At 67.3% G+C, this 23,770-nt stretch carries 19 protein-coding genes and 1 pseudogene; 15 read left to right on the top strand and 5 right to left on the bottom strand.

The window, feature by feature from the left end; genetic code table 11:
• Positions 1–21: 21 nt before the first annotated feature.
• The 3 genes from AB0L21_RS16960 to AB0L21_RS16970 all read right to left on the bottom strand — a co-directional run bounded on the left by AB0L21_RS16960 (position 22) and on the right by AB0L21_RS16970 (position 3,051).
• Positions 22–1,008: an aldo/keto reductase gene (locus tag AB0L21_RS16960; protein WP_365784725.1), complete on the bottom strand. Its 987-nt coding sequence runs from the start codon at positions 1,006–1,008 to the stop codon at positions 22–24.
• Between the two features lie 130 nt (positions 1,009–1,138).
• Positions 1,139–1,909 (bottom strand): alpha/beta hydrolase, encoded by a 771-nt coding sequence (locus tag AB0L21_RS16965; protein ID WP_365784727.1) that lies wholly within the window; start codon positions 1,907–1,909, stop codon positions 1,139–1,141.
• Between the two features lie 311 nt (positions 1,910–2,220).
• Entirely contained in the window at positions 2,221–3,051 is an 831-nt protein-coding gene (locus AB0L21_RS16970) for an oxidoreductase (protein WP_365784729.1), read from the bottom strand.
• A 166-nt stretch (positions 3,052–3,217) separates the two neighbouring features.
• Here AB0L21_RS16970 and AB0L21_RS16975 point away from each other — a divergent pair, with 166 nt between their 5' ends.
• Genes AB0L21_RS16975 through AB0L21_RS16990 form a run of 4 tightly spaced genes read left to right on the top strand, consistent with a single transcriptional unit; the run spans position 3,218 to position 7,525 of the window.
• Positions 3,218–4,045: an enoyl-CoA hydratase/isomerase family protein gene (locus tag AB0L21_RS16975; protein WP_365784731.1), complete on the top strand. Its 828-nt coding sequence runs from the start codon at positions 3,218–3,220 to the stop codon at positions 4,043–4,045.
• A complete protein-coding gene (locus tag AB0L21_RS16980) occupies positions 4,042–5,511 on the top strand; it encodes an NAD-dependent succinate-semialdehyde dehydrogenase (protein ID WP_365784733.1) in 1,470 nt (489 codons plus the stop codon). The genes AB0L21_RS16975 and AB0L21_RS16980 overlap by 4 nt, the downstream gene beginning before the upstream one ends.
• A complete protein-coding gene (locus tag AB0L21_RS16985) occupies positions 5,508–6,287 on the top strand; it encodes an SDR family NAD(P)-dependent oxidoreductase (RefSeq protein WP_365784735.1) in 780 nt (259 codons plus the stop codon). Before AB0L21_RS16980 ends, AB0L21_RS16985 begins: the two co-directional genes overlap by 4 nt.
• Positions 6,284–7,525, top strand: a complete 1,242-nt coding sequence (locus AB0L21_RS16990; protein ID WP_365784737.1) for a CoA transferase — start codon at positions 6,284–6,286, stop codon at positions 7,523–7,525. Before AB0L21_RS16985 ends, AB0L21_RS16990 begins: the two co-directional genes overlap by 4 nt.
• Here AB0L21_RS16990 and AB0L21_RS16995 read toward each other — a convergent pair.
• Positions 7,474–8,115 (bottom strand): TetR/AcrR family transcriptional regulator, encoded by a 642-nt coding sequence (locus tag AB0L21_RS16995; protein ID WP_365784738.1) that lies wholly within the window; start codon positions 8,113–8,115, stop codon positions 7,474–7,476. The two genes, AB0L21_RS16990 and AB0L21_RS16995, sit on opposite strands and share 52 nt — an antisense overlap.
• A gap of 25 nt (positions 8,116–8,140) precedes the next feature.
• On the opposite strand from AB0L21_RS16995, the gene AB0L21_RS17000 reads away from it, so the two are divergent.
• From AB0L21_RS17000 to AB0L21_RS17045, 10 genes are all read left to right on the top strand, one after another.
• A complete protein-coding gene (locus tag AB0L21_RS17000; protein ID WP_365784740.1) occupies positions 8,141–8,935 on the top strand; it encodes an enoyl-CoA hydratase/isomerase family protein in 795 nt (264 codons plus the stop codon).
• The gene (locus AB0L21_RS17005) at positions 8,932–10,077 is read left to right on the top strand and encodes an alcohol dehydrogenase catalytic domain-containing protein (RefSeq protein WP_365784742.1); all 1,146 of its coding nucleotides are present in this window, start codon (positions 8,932–8,934) and stop codon (positions 10,075–10,077) included. The genes AB0L21_RS17000 and AB0L21_RS17005 overlap by 4 nt, the downstream gene beginning before the upstream one ends.
• Positions 10,074–10,604 (top strand): thioesterase family protein, encoded by a 531-nt coding sequence (locus tag AB0L21_RS17010; RefSeq protein WP_365784744.1) that lies wholly within the window; start codon positions 10,074–10,076, stop codon positions 10,602–10,604. The genes AB0L21_RS17005 and AB0L21_RS17010 overlap by 4 nt, the downstream gene beginning before the upstream one ends.
• Positions 10,601–11,791 carry a thiolase family protein gene (locus AB0L21_RS17015; RefSeq protein ID WP_365784746.1) on the top strand — a complete coding sequence of 397 codons (1,191 nt, stop codon included), beginning with the start codon at positions 10,601–10,603 and terminating at the stop codon, positions 11,789–11,791. The genes AB0L21_RS17010 and AB0L21_RS17015 overlap by 4 nt, the downstream gene beginning before the upstream one ends.
• A 27-nt stretch (positions 11,792–11,818) precedes the next feature.
• Positions 11,819–12,580, top strand: coding sequence for a 3-hydroxyacyl-CoA dehydrogenase (locus AB0L21_RS17020; protein WP_365784748.1), 762 nt, complete (start codon positions 11,819–11,821; stop codon positions 12,578–12,580).
• Between the two features lie 33 nt (positions 12,581–12,613).
• Positions 12,614–13,423 (top strand): crotonase/enoyl-CoA hydratase family protein, encoded by an 810-nt coding sequence (locus AB0L21_RS17025; protein ID WP_365784750.1) that lies wholly within the window; start codon positions 12,614–12,616, stop codon positions 13,421–13,423.
• A gap of 322 nt (positions 13,424–13,745) precedes the next feature.
• Positions 13,746–15,074 carry an MFS transporter gene (locus tag AB0L21_RS17030; RefSeq protein WP_365784752.1) on the top strand — a complete coding sequence of 443 codons (1,329 nt, stop codon included), beginning with the start codon at positions 13,746–13,748 and terminating at the stop codon, positions 15,072–15,074.
• A gap of 546 nt (positions 15,075–15,620) precedes the next feature.
• Positions 15,621–15,773, top strand: coding sequence for a hypothetical protein (locus AB0L21_RS17035; protein ID WP_365784754.1), 153 nt, complete (start codon positions 15,621–15,623; stop codon positions 15,771–15,773).
• 1,848 nt (positions 15,774–17,621) lie between these two features.
• The gene (locus AB0L21_RS17040) at positions 17,622–18,941 is read left to right on the top strand and encodes an MFS transporter (RefSeq protein WP_365784756.1); all 1,320 of its coding nucleotides are present in this window, start codon (positions 17,622–17,624) and stop codon (positions 18,939–18,941) included.
• A 108-nt stretch (positions 18,942–19,049) separates the two neighbouring features.
• A complete protein-coding gene (locus AB0L21_RS17045; protein ID WP_365784758.1) occupies positions 19,050–20,501 on the top strand; it encodes an aldehyde dehydrogenase family protein in 1,452 nt (483 codons plus the stop codon).
• Positions 20,502–20,731: 230 nt separating this feature from the next.
• Here the strand turns inward: AB0L21_RS17045 and AB0L21_RS17050 are convergent, their stop codons facing one another.
• On the bottom strand, positions 20,732–23,104 hold the full coding sequence (locus AB0L21_RS17050) for an acyltransferase family protein (RefSeq protein ID WP_365784760.1): 2,373 nt from the start codon (positions 23,102–23,104) through the stop codon (positions 20,732–20,734).
• Positions 23,105–23,229: 125 nt separating this feature from the next.
• On the opposite strand from AB0L21_RS17050, the pseudogene AB0L21_RS17055 reads away from it, so the two are divergent.
• A pseudogene (locus AB0L21_RS17055) lies at positions 23,230–23,691 on the top strand (hypothetical protein); the annotation flags it as partial.
• Between the last annotated feature and the right edge of the window lie 79 nt (positions 23,692–23,770).

The raw sequence follows: 23,770 nt of genomic DNA on the forward strand, positions 1-23,770 counted from the left end.
CCGGATCCTCTTCGCCCTGCGTCACTTGCCGACGGCGCCGGCGTGACTACTGCCGTAGCGCTCCCCTGAGACGGCGTCGCGGGGGACCGCAGCCTCGATGGCGGCGAGGTCAGAGGGGGAGAGACGCAGGGAACCGGCTGCGGCGTTCTGTTCCAGGTAGGTGACGCGCTTGGTGCCAGGGATCGGAATGATGTCGGGTCCCTGGTGAAGGAGCCAGGCCAGCGCCAGTTGCCCAGGCGTCACGCCCGCTTGGTCGGAGAGCCGGGTCAGTGCGTCGACCATGGCCTTGTTGCGCTTGATATTCGCGTCGGTGAAACGGGGCATCTTGCTGCGGATGTCGTGCGGACCGATTTCCGCCGCCGAATTGATGCCTCCTGTCAGAAAGCCGCGGCCGAGCGGGGAGAACGGTACGACCGCAATGCCGAGTTCTCGGCACGTAGGGAGTACCTCATCCTCGATGTCCCTCGTCCACAGTGACCACTCGCTCTGGAGCGCCGTCACGGGATGGACGGCATGGGCGCGTCGGATGGTCGAGGCGGAGGCCTCCGAGATGCCCAGGAATCGGACCTTGCCCTGCGTGACGAGCTCCGCCATGGCACCCCAGGTTTCCTCAACGGGCACGTCGGGGTCGACACGATGCTGGTAGTAGAGGTCGATGTGGTCGACGCCCAGCCGACGCAGGGAGTTCTCGCAACTCTCCCTCACGTAGGAGATGTCCCCCCGGGCACTCATGGCGCCGTCACGCCAGACGATCCCGAACTTGGTCGCCAGGCAGGCCTCGTCTCTGCGTCCCCGCAGCGTCTGCCCGATGAGTTGTTCGTTGGCTCCCTGCCCATAGATGTCGGCCGTGTCGAACAAGGTGACGCCTATGTCGAGGGCGCGCAGCAGAGTGGCACGCGACGTGTCGTCGTTCCGTTCCCCATAGGCATGGCTCATGCCCATGCAGCCGAGCCCCACAGCGCCGACCCGGGCGGTGCCCAGCGGCCTGGTGGGGAGCTTGTCGCTCATCAGATTGGCCTCCGACTATCTATCTGTATCCGGTGTGTTACGTAATTGCTGTGGGGTGCTTCGTCGTGTATGTCCACTCGGTCCGGCTCGGAGGCGCAGTGTCCCGGCAGGCCGCGAGGTCGGCCGGGGATCAGTGGTGCGCATGGCCGTGCTTGGCTTCCACCTCATCCACGTGATCGAGGAGCAGCGCTGCGAGAGGCTCCGGTTGTTCCAGTGGGAGCAAGTGGGCAGCGTTGTCCACAATGTGGTGCGTGGCAGCCGGCAGGGCGGCTGCGAGATCGGCGGCCATGGACGGAGTCGATCCCAGATCGTCGCTGCCGGTGATCACCCGGGTCGGTGCGGCGATTCCCGGAAGGCGGGGCCATACCTCGAGATCTGCTTTCGTGAATAGCCGGAAGCATGCGAGGAGAGATTCACGTTCATGCCCGCGGATGGTGACTGTGAGCTCGTGCGCGAGATCCCGGTCCCGCTTGAGCCAGTGCGGCGGGAACCAGCGGGCGAGCATGTCATTGACCCCTGCGTCGAAGTCGCTTTCCATCAGGGCGAGACGCTCGCGGACGATGGCTCTCTCCTTCTGCGTACGGCGTCCAACGGTGCTCACGAGGGTCAGCGATCGCACCAGGTCGGGGTAAGTGTGCGCGACAAGGGCGGCCACGAGGCCGCCCAAGGAGAAGCCCACGAGATGGGTGCGAGTGCGCAGGCACGAGGCGGTGAAGTCCGCCATGTCCCGCAGGGTCAGGTCAGAGGGTGCCAGCGGCCCTGGAGCGTGGCCCAGCAGGGGTTGGAAGCTCACATCGAGCCGTCCGGGAAGGAGCCGTGCGACGCGATGCCACATGGTGGCGTCGAGGCCGAGACCGTGGATGAAGGCCAAGCGCGGACGCTGATGTGCGCTGCCCTGCATCGGGCTCTCCTCGGGGCGAGTCGGAGGTAAGTGCGGATGAGGGCTCTTGCCCCCCTGCTCGACGGTCATTGCTTCGCGGCGCGTGGCGCCGCGGTGCCGTCCCGTGTGCAGGATGGTGCGCGCCGGGGCTGGCGCGATGAATCGTTCAGTCCACTGTGGGAGACCCGGCGCCACAAACGGGGTCTTGGCGTAGGGGCGGGAGACACAACGCGCGTTGACGGCCGATCTCGATTGGTGTGTCGAACCGGGCCTGAGCGTACAGATCCGGCCCCTGTGCAGACAGCTGCCGCCTGTGCGGCGTCGTGCACACATCAGGAGTGGGCGGTGGACAGTGCGAGCTCACGCCATTGCGCCAGTTCACTCGCTACGACTTCCAGCTTCGCCTCGACTCGTGCGACGCAGTCAGCGCCGAGCTGGATGCGCGTGGGTGGCTCGGAGCTGTCGGCCACCGTGATGATCGCAGCAGCCGCCTTGACCGGGTCACCGGGCTGGGCGTGGTTGTTCTGTTCGGCCCAGGTCCTGGTGCCACCCGCCGTAGTGGCGTAGTCGTCGATCGTACGCCCGGTCCGGTGCAGTGAGCTGCTGTCGAGGAAGTCGGTGCGGAAGACGCCCGGCTCCACGACGGTGACCGCGATGCCCAGTGGGGCGAGTTCCGCCCGCATCGCCTCGCTCAGGCCCTCGACCGCGAACTTCGTGCCTCCGTAGACACCCCAGCCTGCGCCCGCGGTGAAGCCGCCCACGGAGCTGATGTTCAGGACTCGACCGGAACGGCGCCGACGCATGACCGGAAGGATGGCCCGTGTGACGGACAGCAGACCGAAGACGTTGGTGTCGAACACGGCCCGGACCTCATCGTCGGAGGCCTCCTCGACTGCCCCGAGGAGACCCCGGCCGGCGTTGTTGACCAGGATGTCGACCCGGCCGAACCGGTCGATGGCGGCATCGGCCGCCTGTAGTGCCTGCTGCTCGTCGGTGACCTCGAGAGGGAGAGCCAGCAGGCGGTCACCGCCGCCTGGGAGTGCCTTCTCCACGGCCCGGGGGTCGCGAGCGGTGGCTACGACGGAGTCTCCCCGCTCAAGGGCCTGTCGTGCGATCTCCAGTCCAAAGCCACGGGACGCTCCCGTGATGAACCACACCTTCATTGACGGCCTCCAGGTGAACACCAGCACTGTGTGGTGATGACTGCTTTCGAATGGGTGGGCGCCCGGTCTTGCGGGCGGCTCGACCCGGGATTACATTACGTGTCTAGCACGAAATATAAATCGGGGCAAGCCACAACGGTGCCTATGGGCCCAGAGGGAGGTCTCCGTGTTGCCGACACCCGCGCCGGACGAGGACGAGCCTGTACAGCTCGCGGTGAAGGGAGACGTTGCGCAGATCCGCTTGAACCGCCCGGGACGTCTCAACGCCGTCGACGATGCAATGATCGAAACCTTTGCGTCCCACTTGGACACCCTGCGCCTGCGCGACGATGTCCGCGTCGTCGTTCTCACCGGTGCCGGCCGGGCATTCTGCGCGGGGGGTGACCTGAAGCGCCCGCCACGTACTGGGCCCGCCGATGAGCAGGCCGCGCTGCTGCGGCGCCAGGCCGCCACGGTAGAAGTGCTCGCCGCGCTGCCGCAGGTTACGGTCGCCGCGGTGAACGGCGCCTGCGCCGGCCTGGCCGTCGGATGGGCCGCAGCCTGCTCCCTGCGTGTCCTCAGCGACTCCGCAGTGGTCAACACTGCCTATCTCGCCGCCGGATTGTCCGGAGACTTCGGCGTCGCATGGTGGCTCACCAGGCTGCTCGGGCCCAGTGTCGCGGCCGACTGGATGCTGCGACCGCGGAAGATCAGCGCCCGTGAGGCGCAGGAGCGCGGGTTCGCCACCATCAGATGCCCCGAGAGCGAAGTCGGCGCGACTGTGGAAGCTCTGGTCCGCGAACTCTGCGCATGGCGCCCCACAGCGCTGGCCGGGGCACTGGCCAACCTCCGGCAGGCCTACGACCTGCCGCTGCCCCGATACCTGGATGAGGAGAGCGCCCGGCACGTCGCCGCACGCCAGGGGCCGCAACCAGGGCTGCCTGCGACGCCTTTGGGTACGACGGCCCCCGCACCGGCGCGCCTTGCGGCCCCAGAGGAAAGGACAGCGCGATGAAGCTGCCGTACCCGGCCATCCGCCAGTACATTGCGGGTGAATGGCAAGAGGGACGGGGGGAGGGCTGCACAGCCGTCCTCAACCCTGCCGACGAATCGAGCCTCGCCCAGCTGCGCCATGTGAGCACCGCTCAGCTCGACACCGCGCTGGGCGCCGTGCGTGACACGGCCCGGCTCTGGCGTCGCACGCCTCCAGCGGAGCGCAGTGCCGTCCTGCGCAGGGCCGCCGCGCTGCTGCGGGAACGGCATGAGCATGTCTCCCGGATCCTCGTGCTGGAAGAGGGCAAGCCACTGCATGAGGCGCGCGCTGAGATCCTGGTCTCCGCCGACATCCTGGACTGGTACGCGGAGGAGGGGCGCCGGGCCTACGGCCGCGTCATTCCAGGCGAGTACGGGAGCAGGCTCAGTGTCATTCCCGAACCCATTGGTCCTGTGGCGGCCTTCACCCCGTGGAACTTTCCCGCGACCTCGTCGGTCCGCAAGCTCGGCGGGGCTCTCGCGGCGGGCTGCCCCATCATCCTCAAGCCGTCGGAGGAGACACCGGGAACTGCCGTAGAGCTCTTCCGCGCGTTGCACGACGCCGGACTGCCTGCTGGGGTGGCCAACCTTGTCCTCGGCGATCCGGCCGCCATCGCCGCGCGTCTCCTGGCCGGCCCGGTGATCCGGAAACTGTCGCTCACGGGCTCCCTCGCGGTGGGACGCACGCTGGCACATCTGGCGGCGGACGCCGACATCGTCACCACCATGGAGCTGGGTGGCAACGCCCCGGTGCTGGTCTTCCCCGACGTGGACGCGGGAGCGGTCGCAGAAGCGTGCGCCAAGGCGAAGTTCCGCAACGCCGGGCAGGTGTGCAACGTCCCGAGCCGCTTCTTCGTCCACGAGTCGCAGGCCGATGCCTTCGCCGAGGCGTTCGCCGCGATCGCAGCTGAACTCCGGGTCGGGCACGGGCTGTCGGCGGACGTGGAGATGGGGCCGCTGGCCAACGCACGCCGCAGAGACGCGGTGCAAGAGATGGTCGACGAGGCAGTGGCGCAGGGTGCGCGGGTCCTGGCGGGTGGAACGCGTCCGGCTGGTGCCGGATTCTTTTACGCCCCGACCGTTCTCGCCGACGTCGAGGAGAAACACCGGGTCTTCTCCGAGGAGGTCTTCGGGCCAGTCGCTCCCATCACTACCTTCCAGGACGCGGACGAGGCCGTCGCCCGGGCCAATGACACTGGATACGGGCTCGGTTCCTTCGTTTTCACCAGTTCCCTCGACATCGCCACCCGGGTCTCGGAAGACCTCCAGGCCGGAATGGTCGGTGTCAACACCACCGTGCTGTCGCGGGCGGAGACGCCGTTCGGCGGTGTGAAGGCATCCGGGCACGGTCAGGAGAGCGGATCTGAGGGACTTGATGCGTACCTCGTCCGCAAGGCCGTGCTTCAGCATCGGCCGCTGGCTTCCAACACTACGAAAGGCACCGTATGAACGACCACGCACCCACACCTGCCGATTTCCCCGTCGCCCTGATCACGGGCGGCGCGAGTGGAGTGGGACGGGCCGTGGCACGCGAACTGCACCAGCGGGCCTATCGGGTGGTGTTGCTCGATGTGCAGGGAGATGCCGCCGCTGAGGCTGCTGGTGAGCTGTCCTCCGATCACACCACGGCCCTGGCGCGCAAGACGGATGTCACCGTGGAGCGTGAAGTCGTCGACACCGTCCGCGAGGCAGCAGAGGCATGGGGCCGACTGGATGTGGTGGTGAACTGTGCCGGCGCGGCCACGCACAGCATCCCCTTCACCGATACGACCGCCGAGCTCTGGCAGCGAACCCTGGCTGTCAACCTCATGGGTCCCGTACACATCAACCGCGCGGCCGTCCCGTACCTGCGCCGTAGCCGGGGCTCCATCGTCAACATCAGTTCCGTGGCGGGTGTGCGTCCCCGCGCCCGACTGTCCGCATACTGCGCGGCGAAGGCGGCTCTGGTCTCGCTGACCCAGACTCTCGCACTGGAGCTCGCGCCCGACCGGGTCCGGGTCAACTGCGTGGCCCCCGGCGCCCTCGAAACCCCCATGTTCAACGGCTTCAGTCTGCCCGGGGAGTCCCCCGACGACGTCCGCCGCCGGTACGTGGAAGGCATCCCCCTCGGACGGCTGGGCACCCCGGACGACATCGCGCACGCGGTTGCATTCCTCGCCGACGGCGATGCCTCATCCTTCGTGACCGGTCATGTCTTCGTCGTGGACGGAGGACGAGCCCTGTGAACCACGACGCCACTCCTGACGCCGGCGGGGCCCTGCGGGGCCTGACGGTGCTGGATCTCTCCCGCGTGCTGGCCGGGCCGTACTGCGCCCAGATGCTCGGTGACCACGGCGCCCGCGTCATCAAGGTCGAACCGCCGGAAGGCGACATGACCCGGGAATGGGGGCCCTCGGGCGCCGACCGGATCAGCGCCTACTACGCGGGCCTCAATCGCAACAAGGAGCACATCAGCATCGACCTCGGAAGTACCGAGGGCCAAGAGCTGCTCCTGGAACTCGCCGAGGGCGCGGACGTCCTCGTCGAGAACTTCAAGGCGGGGACGATGGATCGCTGGGGGATAGGCCCGGACACCCTGCTCCAACGCTTCCCCCGTCTCGTCTACTGCCGGATCACCGGCTTCGGCTACGACGGTCCCATGGGCGGCTTGCCTGGTTACGACGCGGTGCTCCAGGCATTCACCGGCATCATGCACATGAACGGCGAAGCCGGCCGGGGCCCCGTGAAGGTGCCGATACCAGTGGTCGACCTCACCACCGGCCTCCTGGCTCTGTCGGGCGTCCTGCTCGCGCTGCAGGAGCGGCAGCGGTCGGGCCGGGGACAACTCGTCGATCTCGCCCTACTTGACGGCGCCATGAGCCTTTTGCACCCCCAGGCCGCCAATTACTTCCTGTATGGGGAGGAGCCCCGGCGAATCGGCACCGCCCACCCCAACGTCGCCCCCTACGAGACTTTCGGGGGACCGGACAACCAGCTCTTCGTAGGCGGTGGCAACGACCGTCAATTCCGCGCCCTCTGTATCTGGCTCGGCGCCCCTGAGCTAGCCGACGAGCCGCAGTTCCGCAGCAACGCCCAGCGGGTGGCGAACCGCGCGGAGCTCAGCGCTCGCATCGCGGATCTCATGGCAGATATCGACTTGCAGGAGGTCGCGGGGACGATGCTCGCGCACGGCATCCCCGCCAGTCCGGTCCGGCCACTGCCCGAGGTGGTCGAGGACCCGCAGGTCTGGCACCGCCAGATGGTGCAGGACGTGGGCGACTACCGGCTCCTTGGTGTGCCGGTGAAATTGGCCCGCACGCCGGGAGCGGTGAAGACTCCGCCCCGCGCGCTGGGCGCTGACACCCGCCGGGTCCTCACCGATCTGGGCATCACATCGAAGCGGGTCGAAAAGCTGGTGCGCGACGGGGTCGTTCACGTCCCACAGGCGTCGCTCTCCGACCCCGCCGACGGCATGGGGGTGTGATGGCGCGCTCCGTCGAGCAATGTGGTGACCACACGCTCTTCCCAGTCGGCATCCAGGGCAAGCTGCTGTGTGTAAGCGCCGTAGAGGGCGCCGATGAGCATCGACGCCAGCAGCGGGGCATCCGTCTCCGGCGGCAGTTCACCGGCGTCCATCGCCCGGGTGATGATCGCGGCGATGCGTTCCCGGCGCGGCTGGACGACCCAGCGGCGCCAGGCCGCGATGAGTTCAGGGTGATGGGGCTCCTCAGCGAGCAGCGTACCCACCATGGCCATGGGAACCGTGCGTTCGTAGGTCTGCCGTACGTCGTGCAGTTCCGCCACCAGATCCCTGCGCAGGTCGCCCACCGGGTCGGGCCGGTTGCGGTGGCTGTTGGCGATGGCAGCGGCGACGACCTCCGCCTTGTCGGACCAGCGCCGGTAGACCGCGGGTTTGGACACACCGGCACGCTCGGCGATGGCCGCGATGGTCAGGCGGGGGAAACCCACTTCCGCGAGCAGCTCCAGCGCCGCCGACAGGATCTGATCGTCCGCGTCCAGCCGCGGACGGCCAGGGCGGCGACGGGACCCGCCGTCAGCTCGTGCAGAAATCATGCAGACAACCTACAAGGAGATGGCCGTGCCTGAGATCACGGATGTCGATGTCGAACGCGCGGGACCAGTCACTGTCCTTCAGCTGTCCAACCCCGGCAAAAAGAACGCCTTCGACCGGCACATGCTCGACAGGTTGACCACTGAGCTCGTCCGGGCCAGCCGGGACCCCGAGGTGCGTGTGATCGTCCTCACCGGAAGCGGGGACGCGTTCTGCGCGGGCGGGGACATCTCCGGGATGGGCGACAAGTCGGACGCGACCAGCCATCTGACGTACCTCACCGACCATATCCACACAGTTTCCCGTACCCTTATCAGCTGCCCAAAACCCACCATTGCCATGATCAATGGCCCGGCTGTCGGCGCCGGCTTGGACATCGCACTCGCCTGCGACCTCAGAGTCGCCGCCCGATCCGCCGTCCTGCGCGAGGCGTATGTCAGGGTCGGCCTGTCTGCCGGAGACGGCGGTGCCTGGCTGCTTCCCCGCATCATCGGCCGCGGGCGTGCTCTGGATCTGCTGCTGACCGCACGGGCGGTAAACGCCGAGGAGGCCGAAGACATCGGGCTGGTCACGCTCGCCGTGCCCGACGCCGAACTGCGCGAGCGGACCCTGGCGCTGGCCCGCAGGCTCCACGAGATGCCCCCCAACGCCCTGACCGCAATGAAACGGCTGGTCAACGACTGCGCGGAGACGTCCTTCTCCACCGGACTGAGCTTGTCCGCCCACTCCGTCGCGGTGCTTCAGAGCAGTGACGAGCATGCCGAGGCGATCCGCCGGACGCGCGAGCGGCGCAACGCCGGGAACGCCGGGAGGACGGTATGAAGACCCAAGCCGCCGTGCTGAGGGCGACCGGAGCGGGTCGGCCGTACAACGCCAGCCGTCCCCTCAATCTCGAAACGCTCACGCTCGCCCCGCCCCGGCACGGCGAACTGCTGGTCCGCATACGCACCGCCGGAGTCTGCCACTCCGACCTGTCGGTCATCACCGGCAGCCGGGTCCGACCCCTGCCGATGGCCCTGGGCCACGAGGCCGCCGGAGTGGTGGCCGAGATCGGTCCCGGCGTCTCGGACGTCGCGGTGGGCGACCATGTCGTCCTGGCATTCGTTCCCAGTTGTGGCACCTGCGGCTACTGCGAGGAGGGCCGCCCAGCGCTGTGCTCGGCAGGCGGAGCCGCCAACGCCGCCGGTGATCTGCTGCGCGGCGGCGGCCGGCTGTGCGACGCCTCCGGCGCCCGCATCAGGCACCACCTCGGGGTGTCGGGCTTCGCCGAGTACGCGGTCGTCGACCGCTCTTCGGCCGTCGTGATTGATGAGGACGTGCCCTTCGACGTGGCCGCCGTCCTTGGCTGCGCCATGCTCACGGGCTTCGGCGCAGTGCACAACACGGCTGGGGTGTCGGCCGGCGACAGCGTCACTGTGCTGGGCCTCGGCGGAGTGGGGCAGGCGGCCGTGCTCGGAGCAGTCTCGTGCGGGGCGTCGCCCGTTGTCGCCGTTGACCCGGTAGCCGGCAAGCGTGAGCTGGCCCTCGCGCTCGGGGCGACGCACGCCTGCGCTCCCGACGAGGCGGACGGCCTGCTTCGCTCGTTGACCGGGGGCGGCAGCCGCTGGGTGTTCGAAGCCGCCGGAGTTCCGGTCGTCATGGAGCAGGCGTTCGCGCTGACCCGGCGGGGCGGTACGGCCGTCTCCGTAGGATTGCCTCCGCCCGACAGCCGCATCAGCCTCCCCGCGCTGGCCTTCGCCGGTGATGCGAAGACCTATGCCGGCTCGTACATGGGTTCCTCGGTGGCGCAGCGTGACATCCCTTTGATGATCGGTATGTGGCGAGAGGGAAGACTGCCCGTGGAACGGCTGGTCAGTGGCGTTATGCCGCTTGACCGGATCAACACCGCCTTCGAGGAACTCGCTGCGGGCCGCGCCGTGCGGCAGCTGATTCACCCCGGCCCCGGTCCAGAGGTGACACGATGAGCCCTGCGGGACCGGATGGCACGCTCACTCCGGATGCCTTCCCCGTACACATGCCCTTGGCGACTCGGTGGCGCGATAACGACAGCTACGGACATGTCAACAACGCCGTCTACTACGAGTTCTTCGACACCGCGGTCAACACCTGGCTTCACAAACGAGTAGGTGCCGAAGCCCATGACGGCGACGCCATCGGCGTGGTCGCCGCAAGCGGATGCCGCTACCTGCGGCAGGCCGCCTATCCCGAAGCCTTGGTGATGGGGCTGGCCTGCGAGCGGCTGGGCCGCAGCAGCGTCACCTACCGGCTTGCTGTCTTCGGCACGAGGGATGCCGAGTCCGGGCCGTCGGGCGTCACCGCCCTCGCCGTCGGCCGGTTTGTCCACGTCTACGTCAGCCGTGACACCCGGCGGCCAGTGCCCATACCCGTCGCCGTGCGTGAGGCCGTGATCAAAGACCTGATCACCGAGGATCCGACCGACGCGGACGAGCCGTCCGTCGGCCATGAGTTTCCGACAGGAGAATGGGTGTGAACCAGGCAGTGATCGTCGACGCGGTGCGTACCGCGTCCGGACGGGGCAAGCCAGGGGGCGCTCTGTCCGGTATCCACCCAGCCACGCTGTTGGCCGGGGTCCTGGCAGAGCTGGTCCGCCGCAATGACCTCGACCCGGCACTGGTGGACGATGTCATCGCGGGCTGTGTCTCGCAGATCGGCGAGCAGTCGTACAACATCGCCCGCACGGCGATGTTGACTGCAGGTCTGCCCGAGTCGGTGCCCGCCACCACGGTTGATCGCCAGTGCGGCTCCAGCCAGCAGGCCGTGCACTTCGCCGCCCAGGGCATACTGGCCGGCGCGTACGACATCGTGATCGCCTGCGGTGTCGAGTCCATGAGCCGCGTGCCGATGGGCAGCAGCCGTCACGACGGCGACCCGTTCGCGCCGCTGGCCAGCCGCTACCCCGACGGCCTGGTCCAGCAGGGAATCAGCGCCGAACTCATCGCCGCCCGCCACAAGATCGACCGCGATGTGCTCGACGATTTCGCTGCGCGCTCACACCACAGAGCGGCACAGGCCGCCGGAGCCGGGTACTTCGACGCGGAGATCGTCCCGGTCGACGTCATGGACGCCCAAGGCGCGGCTGGGCGCCACCTGACGGACGAGACCATCCGTCCGGCCACCACTGCCGCGCAGCTCGCCAAGCTGCGACCGGCTTTTACCGACGAAGGCGTCGCACGGCGCTTCCCCGAGATCGACTGGCGGATTACCGCCGGGAACTCCTCGCCCCTGACGGACGGTGCGTCCGCCGTTCTCATCATGAGCGAAGAGCGCGCCACTGCCCTGGGGCTGCGACCCCGTGCCCGCTTTCACGCCTTCGCGGTCACCGGCAGCGACCCGCTGATCATGCTCACCGGTGTCATACCCGCGACCCGAAAGGTCCTTCAGCGCTCCAAACTGACGCTGGACGACATTGATTCCTACGAGGTCAACGAGGCTTTCGCATCGGTCCCGCTCGCCTGGCAGCGTGCGTTCGACGCCGATCCCGAACGCCTCAACCCCAACGGCGGGGCCATCGCGCTCGGACATCCGCTCGGCGGCTCAGGTACCCGGCTGCTGACCACCCTGATCGGTCATCTGGAAGCTACTGGCGGGCGGTACGGACTGCAGACCATGTGCGAGTTCGGCGGCCTCGCCAACGCCACCGTCATCGAACGACTTTGACCCGACGGCACTGAGGAACACATCACTATGAACATCGTCAACGGCGTGGCGCTGGTCACCGGAGGAGCTTCCGGCCTGGGGCTTGCGACCGCTCGCCGGCTGCTGTCCAGAGGCGGCCGGGTCGTGATCGTCGACCTTCCGACCTCACCGGGTGCCGCGACCGCCGCGTTGCTTGGTCCGGACGCGCGGTTCGCGCCCGCCGACGTCACGGATGAGACACAGATCGGCGCGGCATTGGACATGGCCGCCGAATTGGGGCCGTTGCGCATCGTGGTCAACTGCGCGGGAATCGACCGCCCGCTCAGGACCGTCGGCCGGGAAGGCCCCTTCCCACTCGCAGACTTCCGGAGGGTGATCGAGGTCAATCTGATCGGCACTTTCAACACCATCCGGCTCGCCGCCGAGCGTATGGTCGCGCAGGAACCGACCGACGAGGAACGCGGTGTCATTGTCAACACGGCATCCGTCGCGGCCTTCGAGGGGCAGATCGGGCAGAGCGCGTACTCCGCGTCGAAGGGCGGGGTGGTGGGGATGACCCTGCCCATCGCTCGCGACCTGGCAGGCCGGCTCGTACGGGTCGTGACCATCGCCCCCGGACTGTTCGAGACGCCGCTGCTCAACGCTCTGCCCGAGGAGGTCAGGACGTCCCTCGGTGAGCAGGTTCCGCACCCCCGGAGGCTGGGTCGGCCCGATGAGTACGCAGCTCTCGTCGCCCACATCATCGAGAACCCGATGATCAACGGAGAGACGATCCGCCTGGACGGTGCCATCCGCATGGCCCCGCGCTGAGCCGAGCCCACTATTCGGGAGGAAGAAAGACAGATGACAACGCAGAGCGCAACCGAGACCACCGAGCCCGCTGCCGTCTTGGAGACATTCGGAGGCATCGCCGTGGTCACACTCAATCGGCCCCGTGTGCTCAACGCGGTCAACACAGCGCTGTCCCATGCGGTCGGTACCGCACTTGAGGAGATCGCCCGGAATCCTGCAATCCGCGTCGGAGTGATCACGGGTGCAGGCCGTGCCTTTTGCGCCGGGGCCGACCTCAGGGAACTCGCTGCGGGACACTCCATCGACGCGCCGGGCCATCCCGAGTGGGGTTTCGCGGGAATAGCCCGCCACTTCATCGACAAGCCGCTCATCGCGGCGGTGAACGGGTTTGCGCTCGGCGGCGGCACCGAGATCGCGCTGGCCTGTGATCTGGTTGTGATCGACGAGACGGCCGCACTGGGACTGCCGGAAGTCAAGCGTGGACTGTTCGCCGCGGCCGGCGGCGTGCTTCGGCTACCGCACCAGCTGCCCGTGAAGATCGCCATGGAAGTCGCACTCACCGGTGAGCCCATTGCCGCCCGGCAGGCCGAGGCCTTCGGGCTGGTCAACCGTGTCGCGCCCGTGGGCCGTTCTCTGGAGGTGGCTATGGAGATGGCACGTGCGATCGACGCCAATGCCCCACTGGCTGTACGTGCTACCAAGCGCCTCATCCACCACAGTGCTGCCCTCACCTCGGTCTGGGAACCTGCGGCGTGGGAGCGCAACGACGCCGAGATGCGTGCGGTGTTCGAGAGCCGGGACGCGGCCGAGGGCACTCGGGCGTTCACTGAGAAACGCAGCCCTTCCTGGACCGGCCGATGACACCTGGCCGTGCTGCGGTGTCCTGGGCCTGACCGCCCGTGCATGTCCAATCGTGACCGACACTTTCGACGCAACTCTTGGCAGAGCATCCGGCCAAGATTATGTTACGAGCCAGGGACGGAACTGAATTCCGGGTCCCGGGCCGAGTCCAACCATTGCTGTGCAGCCCCCCACTCGCCTGGTCCCACGGAAGAGGCTGACCACCCACCTCCCGGGCCATCCCCCTTCTCACGTGAGCCCCGCTCGACCCCTTTGTTCCTCGCCCCATCCAAGAGCGGCTCTACGTCGAGATCAAGCGTCTTCAGTCACTTGAGGAGCCTCCATGGCAGCAGCGCAGCCACCCGGCATCACCACGCTCCACTCCAACACACCCGCAGAAGACCATAAGGTGATGCGGCGCGTGACGCTGGCAGGTGGAATCGGCACCGCCATCGAGTACTACGACTTCAGCGTTTACGGCTTCCTGGCCGTGACGCTGGCCGAGATCTTCTTCCCGGAGTCAAACCCGACGGCATCACTCCTTTACACCCTCGCCGTATTCGGAGCCGCATTCGTCCTGCGTCCACTCGGCGGTATCCTGCTGGGCCACGTCGCCGACCGCTACGGACGCCGCCCGGCCCTGGCCGCCTCCGTGCTGGGCATGGCCCTCGCCAGCGCCGCCATGGGAGCCCTGCCGGGCTTCACGGCCATCGGCCTCGCCGCTCCGATCCTGCTGCTGGCCCTTCGTTGCGTGCAGGGCCTCTCCACTGGCGGTGAACTCGGCAGCGCAGCCGCGTTCGTGGCCGAAGCCGCGCCCGACCGGACACGCGGTTTCCACACCAGCACGACGCAGGTAGGAACTCTTACCGGCACCCTGCTCGGCGCCCTGGTCGTCGCGGTGGTGCGAGTAAGCCTTACCCCAGAGCAGATGTCGTCCTGGGGCTGGCGCATCCCCTTCCTGCTCTCCCTGCCGCTGGGCGCTCTCGCGCTGGTGGTACGCAACCGGATCGAAGACTCCAAGCAGTTTGTGCGGCTGAGGGACAACGAGCAAACCGCCAGAATGCCCGCGCTGACAGCGCTCAGGTCCCACCCGCGTGCCGTGCTCACGGTGTGCGGCCTGTCTCTGGTGTCCTTCGCCGCCTACTACCTCGTCTTCAGCTACATGGCGACCTACTCGACCATTCAGGGCATCATGTCCCCGACCGCTTCCGTCTGGTGCACTGTGCTCACCCTGGCCCTCGCCGCCTCCGCCATCCCCTTCTGGGGCAAGGCCTGTGACCGCTGGGGACGTCGACCGATCCTGATCGGCGTCTCCCTCGCCATCCTGATCCTCGATTACCCCCTGTTTCTGCTGATGGGCCAGGGGTCGATCACCTTGGCTCTACTGGCACAGGTCCTGCTCGGCCAGGGCGAGGCCGCGTACATGGGTGTCATCCTCGCCACGTACACAGAGCTGTTTCCCGCCCGCGTCCGCTCCAGCGGCTTCAGCCTCGGCTACAACGTCGCCTCGATAATCGCCGGCGGGAGCGCTCCGTACATCGCGACCTGGCTGATCGACGAGACCTCCAGCTCGCTGGCTCCTGCCTGGATGCTCATCGCCGCTGCCGCGGTCTCCCTCGGCACGGCCCTCACCGTTCAGGAGACGGCAGGGAAGCCGCTGCCCACGATCTGACTGATCCGCCCCCATCCTCAACCGGCGCCCGCCTCCTCGCAGGGGGCGGGCCGGACCGGTCCACCGCACCGTGCCCGTCGTGCTGCCGGGCCCCTGACTGCAGTCGCGTGGCGTTTATCCCGCGGCCATGACACAGTCGGTCGATCCCGCTGGGACTGAAGCTGCGGTGAACGCCTTTTACGCGGCATTATCTCGGCTTGTAGGGCTTTCCCCCAGGTATGTATGAGTGGCGGGGTGACGCCGGCACCAGACTGGTGTTCACCGGTCTGCCCATGCCCAGCCTCGACATGGTCTGTGTGGGGACAGACCTGGATCTGGACGAGGTGGATGCATTCGCCCGGGAGTTGTCCACGACGGGCGTTGGCGTGGAGTATCCAGCTGCGCGGGGACGCTGATCCTGCGCTGCTCGAACTGGCCGCCCGCTGCGGCAGGACATCACGCAGCAGCCTTCCGCTGCTTGTGTGGGGCGCCAACCCGCTGGCCTCCCTCTCCGTAACCGTGCCAGACGGCGCCACGGTGCGGGAAGTTCCAGGGAGCGAGCACGAGATGTTCGCCGCCGCCTTGGCGAGGGGGTTCGACATGCCGAAGGAAGCAGCGGACGTGCTGTCCCGGCCGGCGCTGCTCGACGCTTCCGACGTTCTGTTCCGTCTCAGCACCGGCGCAACGGCTACTATCGCGCTCTCGTCACTGCGCGTTTGAGGCACGCGGTCGCCTCGGGAGCCGAATACGCCTTTACCCAGAACACCCCGATGTCACGGCCGCTGTTCGAGTCGCTCGGGTTCTCTCTCGCAGAGACGTGGACCTACCTCACGGCAAAGCCGTGAGGTAAGGACATCGCCGCGTCCTGATGACCGGTGCCGCGCTCGCCATGGCATGTTCGCAGGCGAGTTCCTGCGAGCTGCCGGCCCATCTGTCGACGGTATGTGCCGTCGACGGGGTCAGGTACCCGGTCTCGGCGATGCGCCCCGTACTCGGTGTGTGTCTGCCCCAGCAGGGCGGAGCAGACACACGCTGCGGATGGTGCCGAAGGGGACGGCGAACGGCCTGTGCGGTGATCAAGGCGATCGGGCCGCAGACGGTACTGGCCGACGTCCGTGGGGCGGGAGCGGTTCAGCGCCTCGTGGTTCGGGTCCCACCAGGTCGAACCGATCGTTGCATGCCCGGGCCGCCGTGCCTGACATCTTCCCTTCGCGAGCCGTTCGCCCGGCAGTTTCCCTCCCGCGTCCAGTCCCGCATGCCTCGCTCTGCTCGCTCCTCGGCAGTCATGGCCAGGCTCGGGCCGACGAGGGCGCCCCTTGCGCGCGGCCTCGATCTCACGTCTGCCCGACAGACTGCCCCAGCAGCCTCGCCCTGGCATCGGACCAGGGATGCGGGGAGGGCGCGCCTCGACAGCGGGCGGTAGGGCTCTTGACGACGTTTTGGGGTCGACTTAGGATCCGCCACGGAAATGCGTAGTTAACTTCGCAGTCTCGAAGCGCGCTGCCTCGTGGAGCTGGGCGGCCCTGACTCGGCGGGATCAAGATCATGCGCCAGTGCCCCACTCCGCCCGACGGCATCAGATGTGTCGACCTGAGCACCCGATCCGGTGCCTACGCGGGGCGTCTGCCATGCGGTGCGAGGCCTTGCTCGCTAGGTCCTGTCGTCAAAATCCCGTCTGCCGCGCGACGCCATGCACGCACTCTCGCCGCACCGGGCCCCGACCCAAGTACATCCAGTACGAGGGCCGGGGCCCGGCACGCCGAGAGCACGCACCTGACGCCGCGCGGCCCGCCCTCCGGGCGGACGACGGGAGTTTGACGACAGGACCTAGGTGTATTGACCCGCAGCGTTGTTCACACGGCTGATCGGTGGCTGGCCTGCATGCACGGGCGATGCACCTGTCCGCCGGCCTCGTCCTGTAGGGCGAAGCGCAGGCAACGTCAGCGGTGTGCGCATCCTTGCCCGCAGTCCCTGGGCTGTGACGCCGGACACGTCGGTGCAGCCGACATGGTCCCGTCGGCCGGAACGAAACACGGCTTAAAGGTCGTACGCCATGGAACCACTCACCGACCGGGGCGACACACCACACCGACCGCCGGTATGTGATGTCCCTGTAGACGTTGCCGGTTCGGTCCAGTCCAGCAGCCCTTACGCGTTCGGCTGTCCAACGCACTCGGCTTATGCCGGGGCCGGAACCCTCGCGCTGCTCGGCATCGCTCTGTCATGACCTCGAAAAGACACTTTTTCTGAGCCGGCTCAACAGCCCTTGACGGCTCACAAGGGGCAAATTAGCTTCCTTGCGAAGTGTGCTTCGCGTTCACGAAGTGCCTGAGCAGACGGCCGAACACACAGGCAACGATTCGGCCGTTACTCATCGAAGACGAGCTGTCGAGCGTCCGAGCGGTGAGTCAGCCGCTGCGATTCGCTCGCTGTTCTCACTGCGTTCACCTATCCCCTCGAACGCACTCTCCACGACCCCCGCGCACGTACAAGCGCCACTGCAGCAAGGAGGCTGCCCCATGAAACAGCGCCGGAGATGCCAGACCGATCCCCCCATGGAGGTGCGGAATGCTTGACGTCAGCCGCGCCAGACAGACTCGCGCCGCCGTCGCGAGCACCATCGGCACCACGATCGAGTGGTACGACTTCTTCATCTACGGCACCGCTGCCGCGCTCGTCTTCCCGGGCCTGTTCTTCCCCGATGCCTCGAACTTCCTCGGGGTGCTGGCCTCTTTCGGAACCATGTTCGTGGGCTTCATCGCCCGTCCTGTCGGTGGCATCCTGTTCGGGCACTACGGAGACCGGGTCGGACGCAAGTCGACCCTGGTGGTCACGCTGGTCCTGATGGGTGCCGCGACAGTCATGATCGGTCTGCTGCCTGGCTACCGAAGCATCGGGGTCGCTGCGCCGATTCTGCTGATCCTGTTGCGCATGCTGCAGGGCGTCGCCGTCGGCGGTGAATGGGCGGGCTCGGTCCTCATGTCCATGGAGGGAGCGAAGCCAGGTCGTCGAGGGCTGATGGCGTCGTGGCCGCAGATGGGTGTTCCGCTAGGCGTCCTGCTGTCGTTGGCAGCCGTGAAGGGCGCCGCCGGCGCCACGGGGAACGAATTCCTCACCTGGGGATGGCGCATCCCCTTCCTGGCCAGCGCCCTGCTCATTGCTGTCGGTCTGTATGTCCGACTGAAGGTTGAGGAGAGCCCCGAATTCGAGGAGGTGAAAAACCGGCAGAAGGTCGCGCGCATGCCGGTGTGGGAGGCCCTGCGCACTCATCCCCGCATGGTTCTCACCACTGCGATGGTGCGCATGGGACAGCAGGCGCCCTATTACCTGTTCACCACTTTCCTGCTCAGCTACGGCACCGAGCACCTGGGCATGGCACGGGACGATCTGCTGAACGCCACCATCGCCGCCTCTTCCCTCGGTCTGATCACGGTGCCGCTGTCGGGGTACCTCTCCGACGTGTTCGGGCGGCGCAGGGTCTATCTGGTCGGACTGGTCGGGATGGGACTGTTCGCACTGCCTTACTACGGGATGGTCAACACAGGCCAGGTCGGTCTGGTCATCGGGGCTACCGTGCTCGCCGTGTTCCTGCACGATCTGCAATACGGTGCCCAGGCCGCGCTCATCTCCGAAGGTTTCGGCACCCGGGTTCGGTACAGCGGCTCCAGTCTCGGATACCAGCTGGGTTCCGTGATCGCCGGCGGGCCTGCGCCTCTGATCGCCGCGTACCTGCTGCAGCACACGGGCGGAACCAAAGCGATCAGCTTCTACATCATCGGATGCGTACTGCTGTCGCTGATCGCCCTGGCTCTGATTCCGCGCACTGGTGAAGTACCGGCGTCGGCAGAAGACGGTCACGTCGCTGGTACCGCTGAAGCCCTGCGTTGACGCCTTGCCGGTGGCCGTAAACCGGCCACCGGCAAGGAGAGCGGTTGCCCCCGCTGCAACAGTGACGGCCCCGACGGTGGTCGGCCGTCTCATCACAGGAGGATTTCCATGAAACAGTTGACTGCGGTAATCGGCGAAGAACGCGCTGCCGGGCAAGGGGTGTTCGACGTCCTTGACCCATCGACGGGAGAGCTGATCGCCCAGGTTGCCCGATGCGGCACGGAAGAAGTGGACGATGCCGTCTCAGCGGCACGTGACACCTTCGAGTCCACATGGCGTCACACTACGGCGGAGCAGCGCTCGAACCTCATCCGGCGTCTGGCGGAGCTCGTCCGCGCGGAGCGGGAACCACTGGCCGACCTCGAGAGCCACGACACTGGAAAGCCCCTGAGCCAAGCGCGCGCGGACGCCGATGTGGCGGCGCGTTATCTGGACTTCTACGCCAGTGCCATCGAGACCTTCCACGGTGAGTCACTCCCGGACCTCGCCGGTGACATGGTCGCCAGCACCCGGCTCGAACCGCTGGGCGTGACGGGACACATCCTGCCGTGGAACTATCCCCTGCAGATGGTGGCGCGTTCGATCGCTCCCGCGCTGGCAGCCGGCAACTGCTCGGTGGTCAAGCCGGCCGAGGAAGCTCCGCTGAGCATTCTGCGTCTCGCCGAGCTCGCGCTCGAAGCGGGCCTGCCGCCGGGTGCACTCAACGTCGTACCGGGCTACGGAGCCGAAGCCGGAGCGGCCCTGGCGGGGCACGCAGGAGTCAACCACATCTCCTTCACCGGTTCGGTCGAGGTCGGAGTCATGGTCGCGAAGGCTGCTGCGGACAACGTCGTTCCCGTGCTCATGGAACTCGGCGGCAAGTCCCCGAACATCGTCTTCCCCGACGCCGACCTGGATCGCGCGCTGCCGGTCATCACCAAGGCACTTCTGCAGAACGCGGGCCAGACGTGTTCCGCGGGCGCACGGCTTCTCGTTCACCAGGACATCCACGAGGCCGTTGTGACCGAACTCGTGCAACGGCTCCGGGGCATCCGCATCGGAGCCGGGTTCACCGACCCCGACCTCGGGCCGCTCATCTCGGCCGCCCAGCTCGAACGGGTCAGCCGGATGGTGGAGGAAGCTGCCGAATACGCCAAGGTCGTACACGGCGGTGCGCGCTACGAGAGCCCGGAACATCCCGGTGGTTTCTACTTCTCCCCGACTGTCTTCGACGAGGTCGACCCCAGTAGCCGCATCGGTCAGGACGAGGTCTTTGGTCCTGTCCTCGCCGTGACCCCGTTCCGCGATGTCGCGCAGGCGGTGGAATTCACCAACGGCACCGAGTACGGACTGGTGGCCGGCGTGTGGACGCGGAGCATGGACGTCGCTCACCACATGGCCAGGGAGATCCGGGCCGGGCAGGTGTACCTCAACGCATATGGTGCCGGCGGCGGCGTGGAGCTTCCGTTCGGTGGCTACAAGAAGTCCGGTTATGGCCGCGAGAAGGGCGTGGAGGCACTTCGCTCCTACAGCCAGACCAAGAGCGTCGTACTGCAGATCGGCCAGGTCCGTCACCAGTAAGGGAGTTCGGACGCCGGCCGAACAGGCCCCGGGCATCCTTGGCTCGGTCTCATCCACCGCACGCTGCACCGGAGCGAGTGGACGCCGACGAGGCACTCGGCGCGTGCGTGGCCATTCGGACATCGACGCGCTGACCACCTGCCGGGCAACCGGCAGGTGGTCAGCGCGTGGCCGGTAGCACGCAGCGCGTCTGCCAGCTCGTCAGTCATAAGGTGCGGGTTGCTGCGTGCCTACTTGGCGAGTATCCCCAGTTCTTGCAGTTCCTGGCGCAACACGGGCGTCAGCGCTACCGCGTAGGACTCCGCCATGTGACTCTCGTCGCGGTAGACGAACGTGTCACCCACGACAACGGGGCATCTGCCGGACCGGGGACACAGCCAGGGCTTTGGGTCGATCACTGCCGCACCGGCACGGCGGGCGCCCTGCCTGTTGGCCTCGCGGCGGGCCGGGTCCTTGATCGCATGAGACTGGTCCCGCTCGCAGACCCCCAGACGCAGGGGATAACTGGATGCGCACTCGACGGCGTCGCCCTTCGGCCACGGGTTGTCGAGCAGTACGGCCACGTGGCCTGCGGTGGCGACCAGCCGCCGGTAGACGCGTTCGTATCCCGCTGCCCAGCTCCGCGGCGTGTCCGTCACTCCCTCCGCCGGCTCTCCCGCCTCGGAGGAGGAGACCACAACCAGTATCGGGTCGAGGCTCGCGATCCGTTCCAGCGAGTTCTTGCGCCAGATGTCACAACGCTCGTACGGCCGATGGTGGTTGACGATCGTGATATCGGCGGTCTTGCAGGACGCCTTCGTCAGGGACACCAGCTTCCACCCGTACTGCCGGCTCAGCCTTTCCGTCGCCGGGAACCACTGCGCGGCATGCGAATCCCCGAACAGGACGACGACCTTGTCGGAGGACCGGTCCCCGTAGACGCAGATGGGTGATCGGGTTGCGGTGTAGTCGACATGACAGTTGTCGCGGTACACGGCCGACCGCTGCCTCTTGATGTCGGGGAGCGACGGGGACAGGTTGCGGGGCAGACCTGGTGCCGATGTGCCGAGGAGTTCAGCCAGCCGGGCCTGCGGGTCCTGTGCCCTCGTGAGAACCTCGTCCAGCATGGGGGCGCGAACGGTCGTACTGATCGACGGCGGGAAGGACGCGGCGACCAGGGAAACGGACACTACGACTGACGACAGACCGAGACCGAGAATCACCGCATGCGTGGGCCTGCGACGCAGCGGGCCGAAACGGAGCGGGTTCTCCACAAGGTGCAGGGTCACCCAGGCCAACAGCAGGGCGGCCAGACACAGCGCCACGCTCAGCTGCGGATCGGCCGGCCGGCGCAGCGCCGCCGGGCCGATCATCAGTACCGGCCAGTGCCACAAATACCAGCCGTACGAAACGTCGCCGACCCACATGGCGGGGGAAAGCGAGAGCAGCCTCGAGACGGCGGAGGGCTTCGCACGACCTCCGTCCGCGATCACCAGGGCCGCCCCCAGCACAGGCAGTAACGCGTAAGGGCCGGGAAACGGCGTGTCGTCGTCGTACAGCACGGCCGAGGCGACGATCGCGGACAGTCCGAACCACGCGCCCGCGGCGAAGACGACACGGGGAACACGCCGGAGCGCCCTGTCGCTGAAGGCCAGCAGGCCCCCGGCACCCAGCTCCCATAGCCGCGTGTGCGGACCAAAATACGCCCACGAGGGCGAGGTCTCGGCCGCCCGGACGCCGAGACAGTACGAGAGCAGACACAGCAGACTCAGTGGAAGCGCCCTCAGCCATGGGCGCCGGGTCACCCTCCAGCTGACCAGCAGCAGGAGGGGCCACAGCAGGTAGAACTGCTCCTCAACGGACAACGACCAAAAGTGCTGGAACGGTGACGGCGCGGTTCCTTCACGCAGGTAGTCGGTACCCGAGGTCGCCAGGTCGACATTCATGAAGTAAAGGGCACTGGCCAGCGCGTCATGCATGAACTCCGCATAGCGGATCTTCGAGGCGAACAGCCGGCACCCGGCCATCGTGACCAGGCAGACCAGAGTCGCAAGCGGGAGGATGCGCACCGCGCGACGGGCGTAGAAGCGCCGTAATGACAGCGATCCAGACCGCTCGGTCTCGCGGAGCAAACCCTTGGTGATGAGGAATCCGGAGATGACGAAGAACACGTCGACCCCGACGTAGCCACCGGCGACGTGCGGAACTCCGGCGTGGGCGAGCACGACGAGCGTAACGGCCAGGCCGCGCAGCGCCTGGATGTCACGTCGGACGAAGGGCTTCGGCGAACGGGCGGGACGGGATGCACGCACATCGCGCTCGAGGGGCGAGGACTTCTTGGCCGGCTGGTCAGGCTTCCCGTTCCACAAGGAGGGGAAGGCCGTGGAATCGCGCGTCATGCCACTGAACTGTCCGACATTCATGGGCAGTTCCTGGTGATCCGCGACACAGGAGGTCGTGTTCGGTCGCAGACAAGGCATGTTGAGAAGACACGGAAAACGAGCAGCCCATGCTGTGCCGCTGGCAGCTGCGCTCGCGGCGCAACTGCTGGCCGGCAGCGCGGCGGACGCCTCGCAGACCGCGCACCCCTCAACCGGATCCATGACGACGGTCACGCTCGTCACCGGTGACAGGGTCACTCTGGATGGCACCGGCAAGGTGACCGGCCTGGTGGCGGACAAGGGCCGAGAGGGGATGGGCTTCCGCACCGAGCAGGGCAGAGGTCACCTGCACGTCGTCTGGCACCGGCGTCAAAGTCGCCGTACTGGACACCGGGGTCGACGCCACCCATCCGGGCCTGAAGTCCCGCGCCTCCGGGCCGCAGGCGGGTTCACTCGGTCGGACACGGAAGGCGTTGGCCGTGCGGAGGCCGGCTGGGTGGGTGCGTCCCCCGGCACCGGCAACGGGAAAACGTCACGCTGGGAGGCACCGAACTTCGTCACACCATGTTCCACACCACCCTGAACCGCACGCATCGTATCCACCGCCCAGAACGTCGACCAACTCCACAGAAAACTCTGGCGAGACGCCGCCTACACCAGAATCGTGCGGCGATGCTTGGTCATCCAGGTGGCTGCCCCTTCGTGCCCTCCTGTGCTGCCCTTACGGCCCGGTCACGGTCTCGGGTGGCAGCGAGTGCAGCAGGCTCGCTCGGCGACAGGCCCGGCAATTGCGCCCACCAGGCGCTGTCACCGCAGGTAAAAAGGTGTGAGGGGCGAACCGCAGGCGGCGATCGACTCGACCGGGTTCGCTCGTTCGGTATGTGCATGATGGGCTTGTCATACCCGGCA

Origin of the sequence: Streptomyces sp. NPDC052721 (assembly GCF_040678315.1) — a bacterium.
Taxonomy (GTDB): Bacteria; Actinomycetota; Actinomycetes; order Streptomycetales; family Streptomycetaceae; genus Streptomyces.

What these genes read in the sequence shown, in the direction of transcription:
- AB0L21_RS16960 (WP_365784725.1), bottom strand. Translation starts at nt 1,008, where the DNA reads ATGAGCGACAAGCTCCCCACCAGGCCGCTGGGCACCGCCCGGGTCGGC.
- AB0L21_RS16965 (WP_365784727.1), bottom strand. Translation starts at nt 1,909, where the DNA reads ATGCAGGGCAGCGCACATCAGCGTCCGCGCTTGGCCTTCATCCACGGT.
- AB0L21_RS16970 (WP_365784729.1), bottom strand. Translation starts at nt 3,051, where the DNA reads ATGAAGGTGTGGTTCATCACGGGAGCGTCCCGTGGCTTTGGACTGGAG.
- AB0L21_RS16980 (WP_365784733.1), top strand. Translation starts at nt 4,042, where the DNA reads ATGAAGCTGCCGTACCCGGCCATCCGCCAGTACATTGCGGGTGAATGG.
- AB0L21_RS16985 (WP_365784735.1), top strand. Translation starts at nt 5,508, where the DNA reads ATGAACGACCACGCACCCACACCTGCCGATTTCCCCGTCGCCCTGATC.
- AB0L21_RS16995 (WP_365784738.1), bottom strand. Translation starts at nt 8,115, where the DNA reads ATGATTTCTGCACGAGCTGACGGCGGGTCCCGTCGCCGCCCTGGCCGT.
- AB0L21_RS17005 (WP_365784742.1), top strand. Translation starts at nt 8,932, where the DNA reads ATGAAGACCCAAGCCGCCGTGCTGAGGGCGACCGGAGCGGGTCGGCCG.
- AB0L21_RS17010 (WP_365784744.1), top strand. Translation starts at nt 10,074, where the DNA reads ATGAGCCCTGCGGGACCGGATGGCACGCTCACTCCGGATGCCTTCCCC.
- AB0L21_RS17020 (WP_365784748.1), top strand. Translation starts at nt 11,819, where the DNA reads ATGAACATCGTCAACGGCGTGGCGCTGGTCACCGGAGGAGCTTCCGGC.
- AB0L21_RS17025 (WP_365784750.1), top strand. Translation starts at nt 12,614, where the DNA reads ATGACAACGCAGAGCGCAACCGAGACCACCGAGCCCGCTGCCGTCTTG.
- AB0L21_RS17030 (WP_365784752.1), top strand. Translation starts at nt 13,746, where the DNA reads ATGGCAGCAGCGCAGCCACCCGGCATCACCACGCTCCACTCCAACACA.
- AB0L21_RS17035 (WP_365784754.1), top strand. Translation starts at nt 15,621, where the DNA reads ATGTTCGCCGCCGCCTTGGCGAGGGGGTTCGACATGCCGAAGGAAGCA.
- AB0L21_RS17040 (WP_365784756.1), top strand. Translation starts at nt 17,622, where the DNA reads ATGCTTGACGTCAGCCGCGCCAGACAGACTCGCGCCGCCGTCGCGAGC.
- AB0L21_RS17045 (WP_365784758.1), top strand. Translation starts at nt 19,050, where the DNA reads ATGAAACAGTTGACTGCGGTAATCGGCGAAGAACGCGCTGCCGGGCAA.